Genomic DNA, 19883 nt, shown 5'->3' with positions numbered 1-19883 from the left:
ACCTCAAATCACGAAGACCATCGTATTTCACGAAACGCTATTGGCCTGCCGAATGACTGATCGGTTCGATGACGGACGATTTTCACGACCTGCCCCTGAAATGGCAGTGTGATTTCCGCCCCTATCTTTGGGACATTTCCTTGGTGGACAATATATTCGGCACTTTCCTCTAACATCTCTTTTACGCCATTTTCTGAAAGTCCGACAGGACGAAGACATTCCAGTTCATCAAGACCAAACTTACTCAACCCCTGAGTATAAAACCAGACCTGGCCCTCCTGGAGTTTCTCTGTCTGTCCGATCTGAACATGATCAAGGAGAGAAAATCCGGTCAACGGCTGATCCTGCCAATCGGACGGGTTGCAGTAGATTCTCGCCGCAACATCGTACGCAGTCCCTTCGGTCAGTAATGTCAAACCTCGAGCAAGACGCGCCACATGTAACACGCTATCGAGTTTGGACTGGCCTCCATTCGCACCCGAAAAGACTTCTGCGATGGATGAATGCTGCCAATGAAGTTGCTCCCGCCAGATCTGACTCGCGCTTGCATCAAGATTCATGTTGATTCGCGCGCGCCAGTGCGTATGCATGGCTTCGAAATTTGCATGTCCGGTTTGCGAAAGAAACTGGATCTTCAACGGGCCGCCATACTGCTGATCAAACCAGGCGGCAAGATAGCCAGGGGGCGGTGGGTCTCCATGGGTAAATCCGATGACATAGGCCGGCGAGATTCGGGACTTGCTTGTCTTCTTCTTTTTGATCTTTTTCATTGTCGAGGAATTGACGAGGCATAGCCAAATTACCACTTGGCTTCGGCTGGAGGCCATTCAAGTTCAGCTTGCCGGCCACAATACTGGCAGGAGATTCGATATCGAGCTTGTCGGCGGGGATTCGGAAGAGATTGAAAGTGGACAGGAGCCTGATCGTGCGGACAAACCGGTTCGAGATGCAGAAGGTGTTCTTCGATAATTTCAATCAGTGCCGCTTCATCCCAAGGAGGGTCAACCTGCACATCACCGGAAATTTCTTCACTCCAGCTACAGTGATCACAGTGAAAGCTGAACGTCTTCACACGATCATCACGATGAGAGAGATCAACAACCGTCACGGCTCCAGGACAATTTAACGTCACACATGTCACCGACGTATGGTGTAGGGCCTGAATGAATGGCGTCGGTGCTTTCGTCGTATTATTCATCACGATAATCCACGGGTTCATAAGCATGAAACACGGTCGTTTTCAGAAGACTCGCCGCGTTCTCATCGACTAACCACGTCACACCTCCAGATTTGGGAGCAATGACTTGAGACGGATACTCATCCGGTAACGATGGTCCTTCCAGGACAGCTTCTAGCGCGGGAGCCTTGTCCTTTCCACTTACTAAGAACAGAATGTGGCGAGCGTGATTCAGCACGACAGGGGTCATCGTCACGCGAGAAGTCTGAAATTTTTCCACCCATGGAGCGACAACCCAACGGGAAGATTCATGGACAGCCTCCGTGCCTGGAAAGAGAGAAGCCGTGTGCCCATCGGGCCCCATGCCTAACAGGATAAGGTCGAAACGCGGAACCTCTTTCTCCGACCCGGAGCACACTTCTCGCAAGACCTGCTCATACCGCTCTGCAGCCTCTCCAGCGTCCTCCAACTCACCATGCATGCGATGCACTCGATCAGGAACCACCGGAACTTTCGATAACAACGAATCATGCGCCATTCGGTAATTGCTATCCTGATGATCTGGAGGCACATGCCGCTCATCACCCCAAAAGATGAACAGGTTTTTCCAATCGATCATCAAGCGGTAGGGCTCGTTGGCCATGAGTTCATAGAGCGCCCTGGGAGTCGATCCTCCAGCCAAGGCGACAATCATGCGGCCGGATCGAGCAATCGCTTCCTTCGTGATATCAGAGAATGTCTGTGCGGCAATCGGGAAGAGTTGCTGGGGTGAGGAAACTTTGTGAACCAATCGTCTCACACGGGGCTCCATGCCAGATCGGTTATCACTCGACAATGGAAAGGCTCTTTTTTGTAAGACCAAGACCAGACCGGGTCAAAACGGCAGGTCGTTTCCGAGCAAAAGAAAATTTAACAGTCTGAATAGTCATAGGAGTCCAACTTATCTTCCCCGTCGAAGTCAAGAGTAATTTCACAGGTATTGGGAGAAAAGTTGAAAAATGGAAAATGCTTTTCTCCTCCAGCAATCCGATAATAGAGCCACGACTCTCCTCCGAAAAACCGTTGAGTCTTGGCATTGGGTTTTCCCCAGTTTTCTTCAAACCACGCCTTATCTTTTCCTTCAAATTCGGCGGGATTTAACGACGCTTCAAGGTAAGGATTGCCTCCACAGGCCGAGAGCAACGTGCCAATGAATATGACCCCGATCAATCGTTTTACCACGATCCACTCCTTCCACCAAAGTCCATTCGATCCTGTCGCGAACATGACAAAAATTGATGCGCTTGCTGTCCCCGGTCGGCAACACGCCAATCATCAAAATTCGCCTGACGTATCCACACCAAAATTTTATCCCTCCGACAAAGTTCCGTCAAATGATGGTCCCGCGCCTTTGTCGTCTACATGAATGAGCACCACATGATCATACACCCGCCGGGAAGAACGGTTCGCGTGACCATCCTGCGTGTTACGCCGTCCTGGACAATATCGATCTTGCCTGTTTAAAGACCGCGTGAAACATGGGTTTCGTCAACTTTCCAGTGAACGTATTCTGTTGACTCGGGTGATACGATCCAATGAGGGTCACGTGCCCTGGCAATGCGCAGACCACACTATGGCCGAACTTTGGCTTGGGCGAAGGGATGACATGCCCAAGGGACTGACACGTTTTGAGGTATTCATCAAACGCAATTTTACCGAGCGCAATGACGACTTCCACTCGTCTGAGTAAACGCATTTCGTCGGCAAGGTAAGGACGGCAGGCATCAAATTCTTCTTTCAGAGGTTTATTGGCGGGCGGAGCGCAGCGGACAGCGGCCGCGATATAACAGTCCGTGAGTTTCATCCCGTCTTTGACATGCGTTGAATCTGGTTGATTCGCAAAATGGTATCTATGCAAGGCTGCATACAACCAATCCCCGCTCCTGTCTCCCGTGAAGACCCGACCCGTACGATTTCCTCCATGAGCGGCAGGAGCCAACCCCACGACGAACAGTCTGGCCTTTGGATCGCCGAACCCGGGAATCGGCCTTCCCCAATAGTCCCAATCGAGAAATCGCTTCACTTTGACTCGTGCGATCTCTCGACGATATTGGGTCAACCTCGGACACAGGGTGCAATCCGACACTGTTTGTTGTACAACTTTCAGGGCCTGCATGCCCGGATAGTATCATAGAGAGAGCGTCCATACCCATACAAAATCACGAGTGATTCATGAGGATTTACTTTCCAAACCGCTCACACAAGTCCATAGTCACTCGACTCTTCAATGCAGGCTTGGCCGCAGCTCAGCCAGATATCGCCATTGGCCGGTATTGCAAACGCCGAGGCGAGACCCTGCGGGTCGCCAAACGTACCTATCAGCTCCGCTCGTACAACAGAATTGTCTGTGTCGGTATGGGCAAAGCCTCAGTACCGATGGTTCATGCCTTAGAACAGCTTTTAGGGAATCGATTGACGAGCGGACTTCTCGTCGTCAAAGATTTTCCTCAGTCCATGCCTCTAAACATCGAGGGGTTCCAAGCGGGACATCCTACTCCGGATAACAGAAGCCTAAAAGCAGCCAAGGCTGTACAACGACTTCTCGGCACCCTCACCCATCACGATTTACTCATCGCGCTGATCTCAGGAGGAACTTCAAGCCTGATAGCCGCGCCAGCGCCAGGACTCACCCTCAGCGACAAACAACGCACCACGGAATTACTCCTTCGGAGCGGGGCCAGTATCCAAGAAATGAATGTTGTGAGAAAACACCTGTCAGCCGTCAAAGGCGGACAACTCGCGGCCTCCACCTCCTCGACCGTTATTAGCCTCATCCTCTCTGATGTGGCCGGAGATGATATTGCCACAATAGGATCAGGCCCAACAGCTCCAGACCCGACGACCCATCAACAGGCTCGACGAGTCTTGGAACAGTACAACATATGGCATGTGGTTCCCGCACGCGTGCAGCAACATATCAAACAGGGTATTCGAGGAACGGTTCCTGAAACGCCCAAACCCGGAGACCCTCGACTGCAACGAGTACAGAACATCGTCATCGGAAACAATCAATCAGTCATCCAGCAAATCAAGAAAACGGCGAAACACCTGGGATTTCGTCCAGTTATCCAAGAGACCATGTTTCAAGGCGAAGCCAAAGAATTAGGGCAGTCGATGGCGGTTCTTGCAAAAAAGATCGTTCTTCGGAACACAGGAACTCGCCGGCCTATGTGTTTTATCTGGGGAGGAGAGCCCACTGTGAGGATCAAAAAATCCGGCCAGGGCGGTCGCGTTCAAGAATGCGTGCTCGCAGCGGCCATCGGTCTGGCTGGACTCCCGAACGTGATTATGGCAGGGTTAGGGACGGATGGCTCGGATGGGCCGACAGATGCCGCAGGAGCGGTCGTGAGCGGGGACACGGTCAGACGTGCGCGATTGAAGGGGATCGATCCACAAAGAGCCTTGAACGCACATGACAGTTATCGATTTTTTCAAGACGTTGGGGCACATATCAAGACAGGGCCGACCGGCACGAACGTGAATGACATCTATATTTTATTAACATTCTGAAACTTGCGAAGGACACTCATCCATTGAATAATGCGCAACAAATGGTGCTGGCTTTTCATGAACAATTCGAGATTCAAGTCGCGTCCCAACCGACACCTCCAGATGCATCAATTCAGCAACTTCGAGTCCGGCTTATCCAGGAAGAATTTGACGAACTTCAAGAGGCGATGCAGACTCAAAACCTTCCGAATATCGCCAAGGAGCTCGCGGACTTACTCTATGTGGTCTATGGGACCGCCGTATCATGCGGCATCGACATGGAACCGGTCTTCAACGAAGTCCACCGCTCCAATATGAGTAAGGTCGGAGGACACAAACGGGAAGATGGCAAATGGGTAAAACCCCCGACCTACTCACCGGCAGACATCTCACCGATATTGTCTGAACAAGCTACCAACTAAAACGAGACAGCTGAACAGGACATCACGGGTCATCTTGGTCTCGCAGGCTTATTTTCTCACTGATCGGATACAATCCGATCAGAACCTGGCGAGCAATCTTGATGAGACGTGTTGAAACCTCTGCCGTGACATCGTGAACATTTCGAGGATCGTGCGAATCACCTGCTTTCCAAATTTCCCGAAACTCTCCTTCGTAGGGTATATAGACGTTGCTTATGGCCCTTTTCCAAAGCGCCGAAACATCATGATCGACACGAAATTCACCACGGCCCCGCCCAAAATGTGCGACGGCCAAGTAACGTAAGAGCAGATCCTGCGTAAGACCATCAAGGAACTTCGGGACCCATTTGATCGTCAACGTCTCTTCCGCTTCGGCTTCTTTGCCCCAGGCCGCCAATCCCAACGCTCCAAGAAATGCGCCCGTCAACGCAAAAAGCCCGAGCGACATCCCGCCCGTCGTCGCGTCAATCGCCGCCCCCGCGGCTGTTCCGGCCGCCGCTCCACCAAACCCTCCTATGGCTGCGCGACCTAACGTTTCTTCCATGACGGAAGACTCAATGGGAACGGTCAAATCGTGTAATTGCGTGTGAATTTTCAGGGCCGCGTCGCCTTCCAATCCATGCCACTCGATCAAATCCTGCATCGCAAGACGAGTATCGTGGTCGAGTCGACGATTCAGTTCTTGGACCGCACGCGTGACGCCTGCCTTGCGGCCCGCTCCTGTTCCGGTCACATCTTCTCCATCACAAACCGCTCTGGCAACGACATGTGCGATTCGGTTCATCGTCTTCTTGAACACTTTGATATTGCTAGCTCTCCAGCTATCCGTTAATCGTGTCATGGTTGCGTGCACGTGTGCGGGGAGCAGCCGTTGAATATCTTCCAACAACACCCCTTCAAGAACCCAACACCTTGAAAAACTGTCCAAGCTGATGACTCCCTGAACCACGGAATACTGCTTGAATAAATCAAACCACTGACGCTCGCGTTCTTTTCGTTCAGAATCTCCATCTTCTCGACCGATTTGATTTAACGTCACCAACACCGGCTTCCGCAACCAATCAAGAAGTTGCATTTCTGGATGAATATACCCACCTGCCAGCATAGGCGGTTCTGAGGCATTGACGAGATACAGCACGACATCAGCCTCATCACGAACATTCTTGAGCGCCTGCTGACTACACCATAAGGGTCGATCTTTAAAACGGTCCCAAACATGGGCAATCATCCATCCGATGGGATGATCCTGCTTCTGTAATAATTTCAGGAGTTGGACGGAATTCCCAAACCCTGGAGTATCCCAGATATCCAGCCGATCTCCCTCATCCGATTCCAACCACGTAAACTGCTCGTTCTGATCTGTGACATGAGCTTGATCCAACACTTTTCCCACATCACGGCGAAGCAGAGTCCGGATCAGCGTGGTCTTGCCAATATTCGTATGGGAGGTGATGGAAACGGTGATTCGTCTGGAGATATCTTGGCTCACAGGACCTCTTGGGAACGCCCGGACCATAGCTTCGCCGCCGCTTGCTGAGGCAAGTCATCGTCTCTCTCACCGGTTTGACCCAAAAAAATCGGCTCTAGGCCATACCCATTCAGGAATCGTCGCCAAGTTTGGGAGCGTCCATGTAATCGTATGGGATCGACTCTGGACCGGTAAGACTCTTCTTGAAGAAAGACCAACAGCGATGCGCCAGCTGTCCAACGTTCGACTTGACCTTGAAGATGTTGAAGAAATTCACCATGGACTTCCTTTTCCGGTGTCGTAGCCACATCAAAGATGATGAACACACGAAGTGCCTCGCGACCTGGGGCTTGCATTGCAATATCAGTCTCTCCGTATGCAAGAGGCGCTCTCGTCTGAACATACGCGTGATCTCCAAACATCCCTAAACTCAATTCTTCTAGATATTGGACAGCGGCTTGATCAGGCTGACACTGGTACGGCAATATCTCGACCCGCATACTCTCGGCCCTGTATTGAGCGAGCATGCGATGAAAGTATGGCTGATCCAACGGAAGCGTAAGCCCATTTAATCGTTCCAAGGCACGTTGCTTCGTGATCAGGGCCAGCGTGACTCTCGGAAGCACGATAAAAATCAAGCATGTCACGGCCCACAAATGAATCCATATCGCGGCATTCTCATTTCCTGGCGCTTTGAGTGCAGCCAACGCCTGAACGGATGGAATATCGACCCCCAGAAGCTTCGATGCGGGAAACAGGATAAAAGCCAATAGATGATGAACCTGTCCGGCTTCGAGAAACGTACTTGACCAGCTCGCACGATATTCGAATGCAAACCCTCGAATATACAACCCGATAATGACTCCAACGGCAAGTCCCGCGGCGCCCCAATGCAGCATAGACGTTCCATTCAGACGCATCCCCTCGCCTACGAAGGCGCTCCACGATCGATAGAACCTGGCCACTGATGCGCCAATCCACTGCTTTTCTTCATGACTGGTCCGCTGCAGGAAACTCAATTTAAGGCGTGACACCCAAAGACCTACGGACGCCAACCGATCTGCAGTCGCCTCCACTAACGGCTTGCTCCATAGAGTCTGGCCGGCGTACTTGAGGATTGACCACGCATACATGACAACATTCCAAATCACTAACACGAGCAATGGGAACTGTAGGAGATTGATTTGCCCTTTCGGGGCGATTGGGTCGGTCCAAAACCCGCCGACAAGAGCGAGGGTCAGGATCAGGAAAAGTGGAATCCGTAGGAGCGTTAATCCGCGAGCAGTCGAAAAAACCGGATAGCGACTCTCCAATGTTTCCATGAGCCGATAGGCCCGTTCCACGATAAGGGACTCATCGAAGGCGTTTGTCCCTCTACTCTGTTCATCTAATGTCAGTTTTTCATTTGCTTGCTGAATGGCTCGTTGCCGATCATACAGTGAAAGAAAATGCCCCTTAGGGTCCTCCTCTTCGCAACTCCGCACCATGACGACTTTCGATAGACTGGCGATGTCCATATCTCTCCAAGAAACATGCAAATGCCGGCATGCTGATTATCTCACAAAAGTGTACCAGGTTCGTGCCCATCCTGAAATCTTCATCACGATCGCGAACCCAAATGCGTTCCCATGGATGGAACCCATCCCTGTTGTTCAGAGATGAAGGCGACGTTTTTTAAATAGAAGAAGGTTTCAATCAGGGGAAAGACCGGAAGAACACAGCCTGGCGAGATAATGAGAATGATCCGAGAGGAATCGATTGAGGGAGCATACCCCTGATGGGGCTGCCCCCACGAATCGTATTATTGAATTTTCGTCTTTGAGCGTGAACGGGGCTTCTTTTCCGTGACAGCAGGTGCCAGATGCAAATTTTGAGTTTGTACCGCTAGCTGACTAAGAATCTCGCTGGGGCGATTGGCTATGGCACCAGAAATTCCTTGATAGACTTTTCTAGCCGCCTCAGACCACTTGGGATTGAATGGCCCCCCTCGAAAGGCGGCTTCTGCCGCTTTCTTCTCGTCGTGACTGAGTGGTCGTACAGTTTGATTGGTGCTTGTTGACATGATTTCCCTCCCTTTTATTAATGAACCAGGGGCCGGGGTTCTTTTTCTGCTTGTACCCGTCGACCACAATTTAAACATGCGTAATATAAAATTTTGAGCCCAACCTCTAGATCTACGGCTCGTTCAATGACCATCGAACCTTGGCATTTTTCACAAGTTTTCATGTTCCTGCCCTCACTCATTGGTAAATTGTTGGTTCGAATGTTTGTTAGAGCAAAGGGCATGCCTTTCGACGTGAGTTTTATAGAATTGACACAATTCCCACCAAGAGTGAGCACCTAGGAATAAGGGGAACGACACCTCGCCTGGGAGATCTCACGCAAAGAAGGGAAAATACGAAAAGCGTGTTAATCAGCCTGACGATTGTGGAGGGAATAACAAAGGCTCAACGAGGAAACACTCGTCAATTCAGGAAGTTAGAAGATTCGCGCGACTGTCAGCCTTTCTTACGAGACTCAGGATGGCCTTTAAAGAACTCACCAACTTCATACGACCTAACGGACAGTAGCATTTCTCGAACGTGACGCTATAGCGAATCCACACGAGTTCCAATCGGTAAATACAACAAACTCCTCGCAGAACAACGTTGAACCATACACAAGTTGTTGGAAACGGCGATAGAACGCTATGGAGTCATGATCTTGTCCATCAGACGTGCGTCAAACGGTTGACGGAGGAGCTTGGAAGGACGGGAGAAAGGTTCTAAGAAGGAAGAGTCCTTGCTGAAGAAAAGAGACTGGCTCTTGACTCAAGAAGGACTCCCCCTCTAGCGATGATCGACAATGTGTAGCCGGTTACTTGCTGGATTGATTCGAGTCGGATTTCACCGATGAGCCGTTGGCTGTGTGTTTGTCACCATTCGACGTAGTTTCTGATGATTTCGAAGACAGGCCCGACGTTTCAGGCCCCTTGTCTTTCTTCATATTCGAGGTATTTCCGTTGGACTTTTGATAGGGACTGTGGTCTTTATACTTGAATGAGGAGTTGTCATTTGCAGCATTAGCTCCAGTTCGCATCGAGATATCGCCGTTGAACACCACTCCGATTTCCATCGACAACTCTGGGGTTGTCAAGGATCCGTCCATAATGGCCGTTGACAGCAATTGGACCTGCTTATTCGCGACAATGTCTCCATTCACCTTTCCCTTACTGATGACCGACCCCGCGTTCACTTTCGCACTGATAACCGCCTGTTCTCCGATTAATAATGTGCCATTCGTGTGGATTTGGCCATCGAGCGTTCCATCAATCTGCACACTGCCCTCATAGAAAATTTCACCCTTAAATTCAACGCCTGGCCCGATAAATGCGACAACTTCTCCTTTGCCATCCACGGGTTGAGTCGGGACTTGGAACGTCTTTTGTGATTCTAACGGTTTGTAGCTCGTACTTGATTGTGTCGGTGCTTCTAATTCACTCACAGTTGCCATACACGTTCCTCCTAAAAGTTTATGAGTTTCCACGCTATCTGCTGGATCTCGTCCTCGTACGTAAGCATTTCTTGTCGCTTCCTGCTCATAGTGTAAATCTATCGGCAATTCTTGGAGTCAGCTTTAATATCAATCTGAATAGATCACGTTCGTGGAACTTGTCGAATCATTAGACCCATTCGGTGTTTTCAGGTATAATGTTTTCCCATTTTTATTATAAACATGTTGGGATAACTCGAACATCTCAATATGCTCAACCTTCAAGACTAGGAGTTGTGATGAACATGAATCGTACAACCACGAACCTGAGAAGCAAAATTGTCTACATGCTATTCGGCGTGTTCTGCCTGTTTATACTGACTGGCAGTCATCATTTTGAAACCGAATTATCGAAGAGATACCCGACATTCGATTTGACCGATTCGTTTGTCTTTGAATCCGAGAGACCGGGATACACGACGTTTATCATGGATGTGAATCCGACAGCCAGTAAAGATAACAAAGAAATATTCGGCAGTGATGGACTGTATAGCTTTCATATCGCCTCCGATCTGACATTTGCCAAAGGCCTCACCTATACAGTTCGTTTCAAAGGGAAGGACTTTGAACTAGGCCACGTCGATGGGCCCAATGCCGCTATTGGCCAGCAGGGAGAAACTATTGGGACTGGCACCATCGGTCATACAGTCACGATGAACAATGGAATCAAAATGTGGGTAGGGGTGGCTAGAGACCCATTCATGGGAAATGCTGTGGGCCTGCGTGCGTTTAAAAAGGATTTGAACGAGGGGAAGTTTGATGTGCATGCGTTTGACAATAAGCAAGACTTTTTCGCCAATCGCATGATCGGAGCGATCGTGCTAGAAATTCCAAACAAACTGTTAAGTGAACAGGTGTATTATTTTACGACAACGGCCATGAAGATCGACGATGGCTGGCAACAAATCAACCGAATGGCCAATCCGCTCCTAACCCATTTATTCTTTGGGAACAATACACCGGAAATTTATGAACACATTCATCATCGACCGCACACCGACTACGAACGGAAATACGCTATTTCCAACACTGTTTTGAGAGCAGTATCCCTCGCCGGTACACAACCCGACCCGGTTGCTTACGCCGATGCCGTGGCGAACAAGCTCATGCCGGACGTCTTACCCTATACCATTGGCACACCAGCTCAATTCAGCGATGAGAAAATCAACGGAAGGAAGTTGAGCAATGATGTCATGGATGTGATGCTCACGTTGTTTAGTGGAACAAATGTCACGGACTATGCGAACACGTCCGACCGGTATCAAGCCGCATTCCCCTATGTTGTTCCGGTCGAATGATTGATTGAACTTGGCGTTTAACACGAGGTGAAGGGGGAATCCCCCCTTCACCTGTGACTCTGATCCCCCCACAAGCTAACCTCATCCAACACCAGCTTACCGGCGGACTAGGATGGCCGTCACGGGCTGCATTATCTCCCCATTCCTCGTTACTCATATTGACGGTTGCATCACTCATGTGCCTGCTCACAAAGGCACCAGAGCATGCAAGAGAGAACACACTTCATGCAACAATAAACTCAGACAATTACCGAATAGGCAATCAGACGATAAGCCCCCCCAAAACCATCATAAAAGCAATAGGAAACCTTCGGGAATCTCTCTACAGTATTCAATAATTACTAATAATTCTTAAATCCAAGGAGGGATCGAATGAATAGGATTAATGGCAGCTACGAGGCGTCAAATTTAGACGAGGTTCAAATGCTCGTGTCAGAGAAGTCATTTCCTGTTTGTGACAACATCATACTCCAGAACTATGCTCGTGAAAATCATGAAAAGGTGGGACAAACCCTACTTGAACCTGAGCTCATAGAATTGGGACGAAAAGTTTACTGTATATTACATGATTTCCGAAATCTGCTAACGGGAATGCAGGGGCATTTAGAACTCGGGCTTCTCGAAGACCTCTCCACGTCCGAACTGAAAAGACATGTTAACGAAGCATTAGGAATACTAGTAGATTCCTCATCTCTACTATCCCAGCTAGTGCTCTCCCAACCTGAAAAATTTCCTACCTATGTTGTCATCGATCTTGCCGATGCCGTTTCCAACGCCATTGCACAAACGCTTCCCTCTTTCTTGCCTTCCAGCGTCGATATCACCGTGGAAAACTTTTGCTCTTCTTGTCGCATTCTAGCGATTCCTGCTGACATCGATCCCCTCTTGGCCAATTTACTGGGAAATAGTCTTGAGGCCGTCCGAGAACAAGATAACGCTCACATTCGAATATCTCTTTGGGAAGTCCCCGATACTGTTGAATCAAAACCGTTCAACAAGAGAAGAGCATTGCGTTTAACCATTGAGGACAACAGACGTGAGACATCTCAAGAACAGCTCGATCAAGTTATTGAAGACTTGGCTTTAGCTCAAATAAAGCAAGACCGAAGCCAGCGAAGACCCGGAATGGCTCAAGAAATAATAAGAAGCCATGGAGGAGTCCTCACCATGCAAAGCATTCTTGGAAAAAGTACACAATTTCGATTGCATTTCCCGATTTATCAAAAGTCTTAATTTGTGGAAAACCGCCACTTCTAGATGGCGCCCAGCTCTTTTCATGGCTAGCTTCATATCCATTCATATTTTCTTCCGTCCGGATAAGACAACTCCGGCAAAGGAGAAGCCATGGCACACAAACACATTGCGCTCAAAGAGCTCATGCCTCATATATCAATCAACATCCCTACACCAAGCCCGAATTTCAACTTTGTCAAGCATTTTTTCAAGAGAGAGCCAATCAAAACTTTCCCGCAGTGGTCGATTCAAGCATTCCTTCTTCTCAGCATAGCCGGAATTAGCACGAACCTTTTCGTGTGGCTAATTGCCGAACTAGAAGAAAAGAGTATTTCGTTTATCATCTTTTTGACATGCGTTGTCCTCTCAGCCTTGTTTATAGGCAAGCGAGGTTTCGCGAGCGGGCTACTCATGGCAGGGTTCGCCACGGCGATCATGCTCTCCTGGCCTATCGATAACACAACGTTCCTACAAGATAGCGGAGATGGGTTAGCGTTAGGAATGTTCTGGATTGGCAGCTTGCTGATCTCCTATGCATGCGACCTCACCCGGAACAAATTTAGCCGGTCAGAAGAAGCCAAGGTTGAGGCCGAATCTGCGAACCACGCCAAAAGTCTCTTTCTGGCCAACACGAGCCACGAACTTCGGACACCATTGAACGCCATCATTGGATTCTCTGAGTTTCTGCAGTATAAAAAGGATATTCCCGAAGAATATCGACAATACTTCCAGATTATTATGAGTGCAGGAGAACAGTTGAGAGGGATCATCGACAATCTTCTTGACATGGAAAAGATCGAGTCCGGCAGCCTTGAACTGCACTTGGCTCCTTGCGATCTCAGAGAACTTTTGCGGGACGTTCAGGCCATCATACACCCATTGGCCAGCAAAAAGGGGCTGGATTTTTCAGTAACCAGCAATATCGAGTTCTCCCCACACGTTCTCCTAGACTGCGTTAAAGTCCGTCAAATCTTGCTTAACCTCCTCAACAATGCCGTCAAGTTTACAGACACAGGAAAAGTTGAATTAACGGTACGGGGATTTTTTGTCGCGGAATCGCCACAACCACGCTTACTCTTTGAAGTCGAGGATACCGGTACCGGTTTCGCTGAACATGAACAGCCGGAACTGTTCAAACCCTTTAAGCAGCTTCGCCACGGCGCGCTGAAAGAGGGCGTGGGGTTAGGACTATCCATTGTCCATCGTTTAGTCGAATTAATGGGAGGAACAATCAATGTCGAAAGCCGACTAGAGCAGGGTTCTCTTTTCAAGGTTCAAATTCCCGTAACCGTGGATCAGAATCCCGTAGTGACTTCTCCAGGCTTGAGAGAGATGATGGGGGTTGAAACCTCTCAAAAACCACTACGTATTCTTATCGTTGAAGACAATTATTCGAATCGCATGCTGTTGAAAAATATCTTAACAAGCGTCGGATTCGAAGTAATGGAAGCCACAAATGGGAGGGAAGGGAGCAACGCCTTCGTACGATGGAAACCGGACTTAGTCATCATGGATAATCGGATGCCAGACATGGATGGCATGGAAGCCACGCGACAAATCAGAGCCCTGGAGGGGGGAAACACGACACCCATCATTTTCTGTACCGCTGATGTCTTACATCATCAGTTTCATAAACAAACGATGAATGGGGCAGACGATTTCTTGAGCAAACCGTTCAAAATTCAGGAATTGCTCGCCTGTCTGAATAAGCATTTGAATGTTTCGCTTTCAGTATAAAGACGAGGGCGCATCATACAATACGCTGCCCTCTTCGAGCTACAGCATTAGAATTCTTGATTGTTGCGGCCGTGTGTCGTAAAGATATGAATTACTCCATTGATCGCGTTGACTCCCCTGGAAGTCTCAGCCGACTCTCGGGAGACTTCAATTCGCTCGATATCTTCCAGCATGGTGTCCCGCATGTCCCACGTCGTCCCAGTCAACAAGGACTTGGACACAAGACACCCATCAATCATCACGAGTAGCGTATTCACTAAGCGATCAAGAAGCCCTTGTATTTTGATGGCCCACTGCTGATCGCTAAGACGATCTACCTGTACACCTGGAACCATTCGAAGCGCTTCAGGGATGCTTGTCACTTCGGAGCGACGAATGTCCTCCTGAGTAATCACATACACGACCGAAGTGTTTTCAAAGAGTGTTGGTTGTTTTTGGCCAAGCGAAACGATCTCAACTGCCATCAGGTCTTCCAGGGTGAGGTGAGTGAGATCAGAATACTTCTCCTCGGCTCGACTTTCGGCCAGAACTGAGTTCTCAAGATTTTCATGGGCCAGCAGAAAACTTTCGGATTGGCCCATGAGCAAGAAGAAAATATATAATGCGATCTTTGCCCCTGAAAAAAATCTGAGACAGACTTTCTCTGCTTTGAAGGTTTGTACTATGAAAGATCGTGAAGTATGAGTCACGAAGGGATATGGAATTTTATCCCGTACGTCTGCGGCAAATCCAGAATGCAAACGCAGACGATTCATGCCAAACAAGACTCATCCACTAGAATTCTTGAAAGAAGTTATCTTCTAACATCGCCGAATCGTTCCCATTCTTACCAACACTCGCTAAGGGCGGAGTGGGTTTGGCCGCGCTCTTGGTCGACTCAGACGGCTTAGCGAAAGTAATACCGGCACGTTCAACATTCATGTCCAAGTGCTCGGGTTCCGACTTCATGTTGCCTTCATGACGATGCTCCGATGTGGTTCGTTCTTCAGTAATCTTAAAAGATGCCACTCTCTCCATAAGTTCGTACGCATGCTGCTTGAGAGATTGCGACGCCGAGGAAGCATGCTCTACGAGCGCGGCATTTTGCTGAACGCTTTGATCCATCTGCACCACTGACTGGTTGATTTGCTCGATCCCAGTCGCTTGCTCCTGTGATGCAGCGCTAATCTCTGAGATAATATCCGTCACACGTTTGACTGAACCGACGATTTCTTCCAGTTGGCGGCCTGATTGATTCACTAACTCGCTACCATCGTCGACATTTTGTACCGATTCGTTGATGAGTGTTTTGATCTCTTTCGCCGCAGTCGCCGAACGTTGCGCGAGATTTCTGACCTCCGAGGCCACCACAGCAAACCCTCGGCCCTGCTCTCCCGCCCTGGCCGCTTCCACTGCAGCATTCAATGCCAGGAGGTTCGTCTGAAACGCGAGTTCATCAATGACGTTCGTAATGTCGGCAATTTTCTTACTGCTCTTGTTGATGGCATCCATCGCATTCACGGCGTTACTCGTCACGGTGCCGCCTTTCTCAGCGACTTCCCGGGCAGCTGCCGCCAGTTGGTTGGCCTGTTTGGCGTTATCCGCGTTTTGTTTGATCGTGGAGGTCATCTCCTCCATGGAAGCACTGGTTTCCTCTAATGCGCTGGCCTGGGTAGACGTACGTTCTGATAGGTTTTTATTGCCGTCTAACAGTTCATTGGAGGCCTTGGAAACATTTTTCGCGCCGTCTCGTACTGCCTGGACAATGCCTCGAAGATTCTGAATAGCCTCGTTCACACTATTCTTGATCTCATCAAATTGGCCTTGGTATTGCCCGATCATAAGCGTACTGAGGTCTCCGTTCGCAACGGCCGAGAGCACCGTACGGGCCTCTCTCAACGGAGAATCCACCGCGGCAAGCAATTCGTTAAAATTTTCAGCCAGCTCTCGCGAGGATCCTTCAAACTCCTCCGTGGCGATGCGCTCTTCCAATTCCCCTTTCGCAGCGGCCTCTATCAACCGTTCAACTTCAACTTGGGCTTTTTTCTGCCCTGTAATATCAGATGCGAACTTGACAACCTTATACGGCTTGTTATTGGCGTCCAGGATGGGATTATACGACGCTTGAAGCCACACTTCTTTTCCCCCTCGGCCTAGGCGTCGGTATACGCCCGCATCGAATTCTCCACGATTGAGTTTTGCCCAGAACGCGTGATACGCAGGGCTTTTTGCCTCCTCGGGATCTGCGAACATAGAATGGTGCTGCCCCTTAATCTCCTCGAGAGAGTACCCCATGGTTTGGCAAAAATTCTCGTTGGCCGTGATGATCGTCCCATCCAACTGAAACTCGATGATCATCTCCGCTTTGCTGATAGCGGCCATCTTGCCTTCAAACTCTCGCCCTTTGACGATATTGTCCTCGATCTGCCCAGCCATTTCGTTAAAAGATAAGCCCAATCGTCCAATTTCATCTTGCGATTTCAATTTCACGCGTACGGCATAATCCCCTTCTGTCATGCGTTGAGCGACCTTTTGCAGAGCCACCACTTGTTGAGCTCCCTTCCGGCCCACCCACCAGCCCAACGGGAGGAGTATGCTTAAACACACGATACCGGTTATCACCACTTTCATCTGAAGCGCATTGGATTCGGCCGCCGCTTCGACGGACGGGATTCGAATCAGTAATGACCAATTCATGCCAGGGAAGCCGAGAGCACCCTTCGAATGCGTATATCCGCTCACTTGATCGATCTTCTTCCGAACATGGTGCGCTGTACGAAATCCCGATTCTCCATTGACCGCGGCTTTTGCGGCCTCCACGCCATTTTCTGCCAAGTTGAACTTTGTTAACACCGTGAAGTCCCTCGTGATCGTGAGGGCCCCCGATGTCACGGGATCATAGTCCACGAGGAGTCGGCCACTGCCATCCAGCAGACTCAATTCAGCCCCCGCAAACCCTAATGACTTCAAATTTTCATAAGAATCCTGAACCATTCGTTCGACCGCACCAAAGCCCATGCGATTCGACCAATACGCGATCACTTCTCCCGCGTCATCATACACCGGCGCCGAAAAGCCTAACACATACCCATCCGTTCCCAAGGCTTTGGCCACATCAGGATCGAGATGCGCATCTTCGACATATGTCCCTGTGGCCGTATCGTTCCCCGGGGCCGTAAAGGGATGCTTGGTCGTGAATTCTCTCTGTGCCAAGGCCTTGAACCATGGCGCCTCACTATAGTTCTTCTCGAATAGAAATCGGCTATGAATCGGCTTTCCCATCGAATCCGTATAATTCGCCGCAATGACCTTCCCCTTCGTGTCCACCACAATCATCAAATCGTAAATCCCATAGGTGGCGGCATATTTATTCATAGCTTGACTGATAGGATTCTGGGGAGTCGGGTCATACCAGTGCGAATGCTGATGGAGAACTTCGTTGTACCCGAAAGCCTGGACATCCCCATAGCGTTCAAAGAGATTTCGATCGATTTTATCGGACAACTCTAATGTTGCCGACAACACTCGCATCCCGATCGCATCCTTCATATCATCCGCTGCATCGAAGGCAATAACGCCTACCGCACCCATTGGCAATACCCCGAACACGACAAACATGGCGACTAATTTCGATGTAATGCCCCAACTCAAACCTGTAGCGAAGACGTTCTTCATAGCCTATCTCTCCCCGAATAAAAGCTTAACGTTATTATTTCCTTCCGGATAATGAATGCCCCTCTGACGTTTTCTGAATACCGTTCAGACACATGCCGTGTACGTTGTCATGTCCCCCTTCCCAAAGCTCGAATCTTCAGGCTCTTTATCGACCTTGTTGAAATCCCAATAATATCCATGTCACGCGACTTGGTCAGTGCATGAGGACCGTCCGGCCTCGGCTGCCAAACATGCTGCGTCTAGCCGGTCTTCGATTCCGGAAGGCCGGCTTTGGCCTTCATGAGGCTATCGGTGAGAAGGTCCTTGATAATTTGCTCAATATCATCATCTTTTATATTTTCTTCATCCAACAGCGTCTGAAGTCGCTGGAGATCATTCGCTTGTAAACGCACCGCCTTTAAAAAGTCTTGAAGTGACGTCGTTAAATCATTCAGCACATGCATTAAATTCGTGCAGGTCTTGTCCCGAATCTCTTCAGAATGAGCACGCGACATTTCTTGGTGACGCATGAATGTCCTCCTCATAATTTTTCCAGAACGTGTGGAATCGACAAGGGTGCATGGGATTGGATCATTTTGTGTATTCTTTCTTCGGGTACTTGCACGTCGTGCGATATAGGAAAAGTTCTGAAAATTATGTAGGAAAAACCCATAGTTCCACTCCAGGAACTCGTTTAAAAACGGAAATAAAAAGAACCCCCGATTGTGCCAACCACATGCCGAACGCATACGGATGATGGGTGAGACATCACATTTGAAAGGAAACACGAGGAGGTCTAGGAAGGAACAGGGGCAGTATATCCTCAGAGCTCAAGCGCACTATCGAGCAAAGGAAATGGATAATCCCCGTCACTTACGCGACCGAGGACCCTCCCTCGAACTCAACAATAGCCAGACACACGACGCGTCTTCAGCCTAAACGTTGATATCGGCGAAAAGATTATTGTGCTGAGTATACCGAAAAATCTCAGCTGTGGTCCGCAACTGTAACTTCTGCAGAATTTTTGTACGGTGGGTACTTACGGTTTTCACGCTCAAATAAAGCTTATCAGCGATCATTTTGGGGGTATTCCCCATTGCCAGAAGACGTAACACTTCAAATTCCCGATTACTCAATAAATGGTGTCGTTTCGATTGATTTGGATGGGTGATGATCTCGGCCAAGTGCATTTTGATATTGTTCGTCACGTACTTTTTCCCGGTAATCATTCGTCTCAGACATTCATACAACTCCTCGGGGTTGCAATCTTTCCTCAGATACGAGGAAGAATTGATTTTTAAGACTCGCAGACCAAAGTGTTCTTCTGGATGACAACTGAGGACAATCGCGGGTGTTTTAATACCGTATGCCCTTACTTCATGCAAAAAATCCAACCCTGATTTATCCGGCAAACTGATATCCAAGAATAACAGCTTGAAAGGTTCCTGTTGCATGATCTGCCACGCTTCCTTCGCCGTGCCAGCATCCCCAAACGCCAAATTCGGAAACCTCAGCGAGATGACCTCCTTCAAACCTTGCCTGAAAATTAAATGGTCATCGACGATTAACGCTTTACCCTGCATGTGATCAATGGAGTCAAGTTGGGACGTCATGTCATTCCATTTCTTGTCTCAGATGAAGGACCAGCCCCATACAGCTCGGCGGCCGACATCGCTGTATTGAGACAGTTCAAGTTTGATCCGGCGTTCGTCCTTTTGGTGTCACCGATCATGGGATGATTCATTCATGTTCCTTTTTATATGAAAATACTACAGACAGAGAAATTATACCACAAATATGATTAATTTCCCTTGCATCGGTGTTGAAGACACCGTTTTCCTCACGCGGCCCACTTC

At 49.1% G+C, this 19883-nt stretch carries 18 protein-coding genes; 5 read left to right on the top strand and 13 right to left on the bottom strand.

Translation table 11 applies throughout. From position 1 onward, the window contains the following. Positions 1-8 precede the first annotated feature (8 nt). From MRJ96_08210 to MRJ96_08190, 5 genes are all read right to left on the bottom strand, one after another. Positions 9-770 carry a DUF4261 domain-containing protein gene (locus MRJ96_08210; protein ID MDR4501415.1) on the bottom strand — a complete coding sequence of 254 codons (762 nt, stop codon included), beginning with the start codon at positions 768-770 and terminating at the stop codon, positions 9-11. A 29-nt stretch (positions 771-799) separates the two neighbouring features. Beyond that, complete coding sequence (locus MRJ96_08205) at positions 800-1198, bottom strand: hypothetical protein (GenBank protein ID MDR4501414.1); 399 nt, start codon at positions 1196-1198, stop codon at positions 800-802. Beyond that, positions 1191-1976: a 6-phosphogluconolactonase gene (pgl, locus tag MRJ96_08200; protein MDR4501413.1), complete on the bottom strand. Its 786-nt coding sequence runs from the start codon at positions 1974-1976 to the stop codon at positions 1191-1193. The genes MRJ96_08205 and pgl overlap by 8 nt, the downstream gene beginning before the upstream one ends. Before the next feature lie 110 nt (positions 1977-2086). Continuing rightward, on the bottom strand, positions 2087-2398 hold the full coding sequence (locus tag MRJ96_08195) for a hypothetical protein (protein MDR4501412.1): 312 nt from the start codon (positions 2396-2398) through the stop codon (positions 2087-2089). A gap of 244 nt (positions 2399-2642) precedes the next feature. Then, positions 2643-3239 carry a uracil-DNA glycosylase gene (locus MRJ96_08190; GenBank protein MDR4501411.1) on the bottom strand — a complete coding sequence of 199 codons (597 nt, stop codon included), beginning with the start codon at positions 3237-3239 and terminating at the stop codon, positions 2643-2645. 149 nt (positions 3240-3388) lie between these two features. On the opposite strand from MRJ96_08190, the gene MRJ96_08185 reads away from it, so the two are divergent. Beyond that, positions 3389-4726 (top strand): glycerate kinase, encoded by a 1338-nt coding sequence (locus MRJ96_08185; GenBank protein MDR4501410.1) that lies wholly within the window; start codon positions 3389-3391, stop codon positions 4724-4726. A gap of 23 nt (positions 4727-4749) precedes the next feature. Then, positions 4750-5127 (top strand): hypothetical protein, encoded by a 378-nt coding sequence (locus tag MRJ96_08180; protein MDR4501409.1) that lies wholly within the window; start codon positions 4750-4752, stop codon positions 5125-5127. Positions 5128-5149: 22 nt separating this feature from the next. Here the strand turns inward: MRJ96_08180 and MRJ96_08175 are convergent, their stop codons facing one another. From MRJ96_08175 to MRJ96_08160, 4 genes are all read right to left on the bottom strand, one after another. Next, complete coding sequence (locus MRJ96_08175; protein MDR4501408.1) at positions 5150-6616, bottom strand: GTPase domain-containing protein; 1467 nt, start codon at positions 6614-6616, stop codon at positions 5150-5152. Beyond that, positions 6613-8112: a DUF2868 domain-containing protein gene (locus tag MRJ96_08170; GenBank protein ID MDR4501407.1), complete on the bottom strand. Its 1500-nt coding sequence runs from the start codon at positions 8110-8112 to the stop codon at positions 6613-6615. The genes MRJ96_08175 and MRJ96_08170 overlap by 4 nt, the downstream gene beginning before the upstream one ends. A gap of 284 nt (positions 8113-8396) precedes the next feature. Continuing rightward, positions 8397-8657 (bottom strand): hypothetical protein, encoded by a 261-nt coding sequence (locus MRJ96_08165; protein MDR4501406.1) that lies wholly within the window; start codon positions 8655-8657, stop codon positions 8397-8399. A 794-nt stretch (positions 8658-9451) separates the two neighbouring features. Then, the gene (locus MRJ96_08160; protein MDR4501405.1) at positions 9452-10087 is read right to left on the bottom strand and encodes a polymer-forming cytoskeletal protein; all 636 of its coding nucleotides are present in this window, start codon (positions 10085-10087) and stop codon (positions 9452-9454) included. A gap of 284 nt (positions 10088-10371) precedes the next feature. Between MRJ96_08160 and MRJ96_08155 the strand changes: the two genes are divergently transcribed. The 3 genes from MRJ96_08155 (at position 10372) to MRJ96_08145 (ending at position 14394) form a co-directional block, all read left to right on the top strand. Then, positions 10372-11424, top strand: a complete 1053-nt coding sequence (locus tag MRJ96_08155; protein MDR4501404.1) for a DUF4331 domain-containing protein — start codon at positions 10372-10374, stop codon at positions 11422-11424. Positions 11425-11796: 372 nt separating this feature from the next. After that, entirely contained in the window at positions 11797-12657 is an 861-nt protein-coding gene (locus tag MRJ96_08150; GenBank protein MDR4501403.1) for an ATP-binding protein, read from the top strand. 111 nt (positions 12658-12768) lie between these two features. Continuing rightward, complete coding sequence (locus MRJ96_08145) at positions 12769-14394, top strand: response regulator (GenBank protein MDR4501402.1); 1626 nt, start codon at positions 12769-12771, stop codon at positions 14392-14394. A 47-nt stretch (positions 14395-14441) separates the two neighbouring features. On the opposite strand, the gene MRJ96_08140 is transcribed toward MRJ96_08145, so the two are convergent. From MRJ96_08140 to MRJ96_08125, 4 genes are all read right to left on the bottom strand, one after another. After that, positions 14442-14858 (bottom strand): TonB-dependent receptor plug domain-containing protein, encoded by a 417-nt coding sequence (locus MRJ96_08140; protein ID MDR4501401.1) that lies wholly within the window; start codon positions 14856-14858, stop codon positions 14442-14444. Between the two features lie 310 nt (positions 14859-15168). Beyond that, complete coding sequence (locus MRJ96_08135; GenBank protein MDR4501400.1) at positions 15169-18048, bottom strand: methyl-accepting chemotaxis protein; 2880 nt, start codon at positions 18046-18048, stop codon at positions 15169-15171. A 239-nt stretch (positions 18049-18287) separates the two neighbouring features. Further along, positions 18288-18557, bottom strand: a complete 270-nt coding sequence (locus MRJ96_08130) for a hypothetical protein (protein ID MDR4501399.1) — start codon at positions 18555-18557, stop codon at positions 18288-18290. A 405-nt stretch (positions 18558-18962) separates the two neighbouring features. Next, positions 18963-19640: a response regulator transcription factor gene (locus tag MRJ96_08125; GenBank protein ID MDR4501398.1), complete on the bottom strand. Its 678-nt coding sequence runs from the start codon at positions 19638-19640 to the stop codon at positions 18963-18965. Positions 19641-19883 lie beyond the last annotated feature (243 nt).

This window comes from Nitrospirales bacterium (assembly GCA_031315865.1).
Taxonomy (GTDB): Bacteria; Nitrospirota; Nitrospiria; order Nitrospirales; family UBA8639; genus JAGQKC01.
This window is presented reverse-complemented; position numbering and strand designations above follow the sequence as displayed.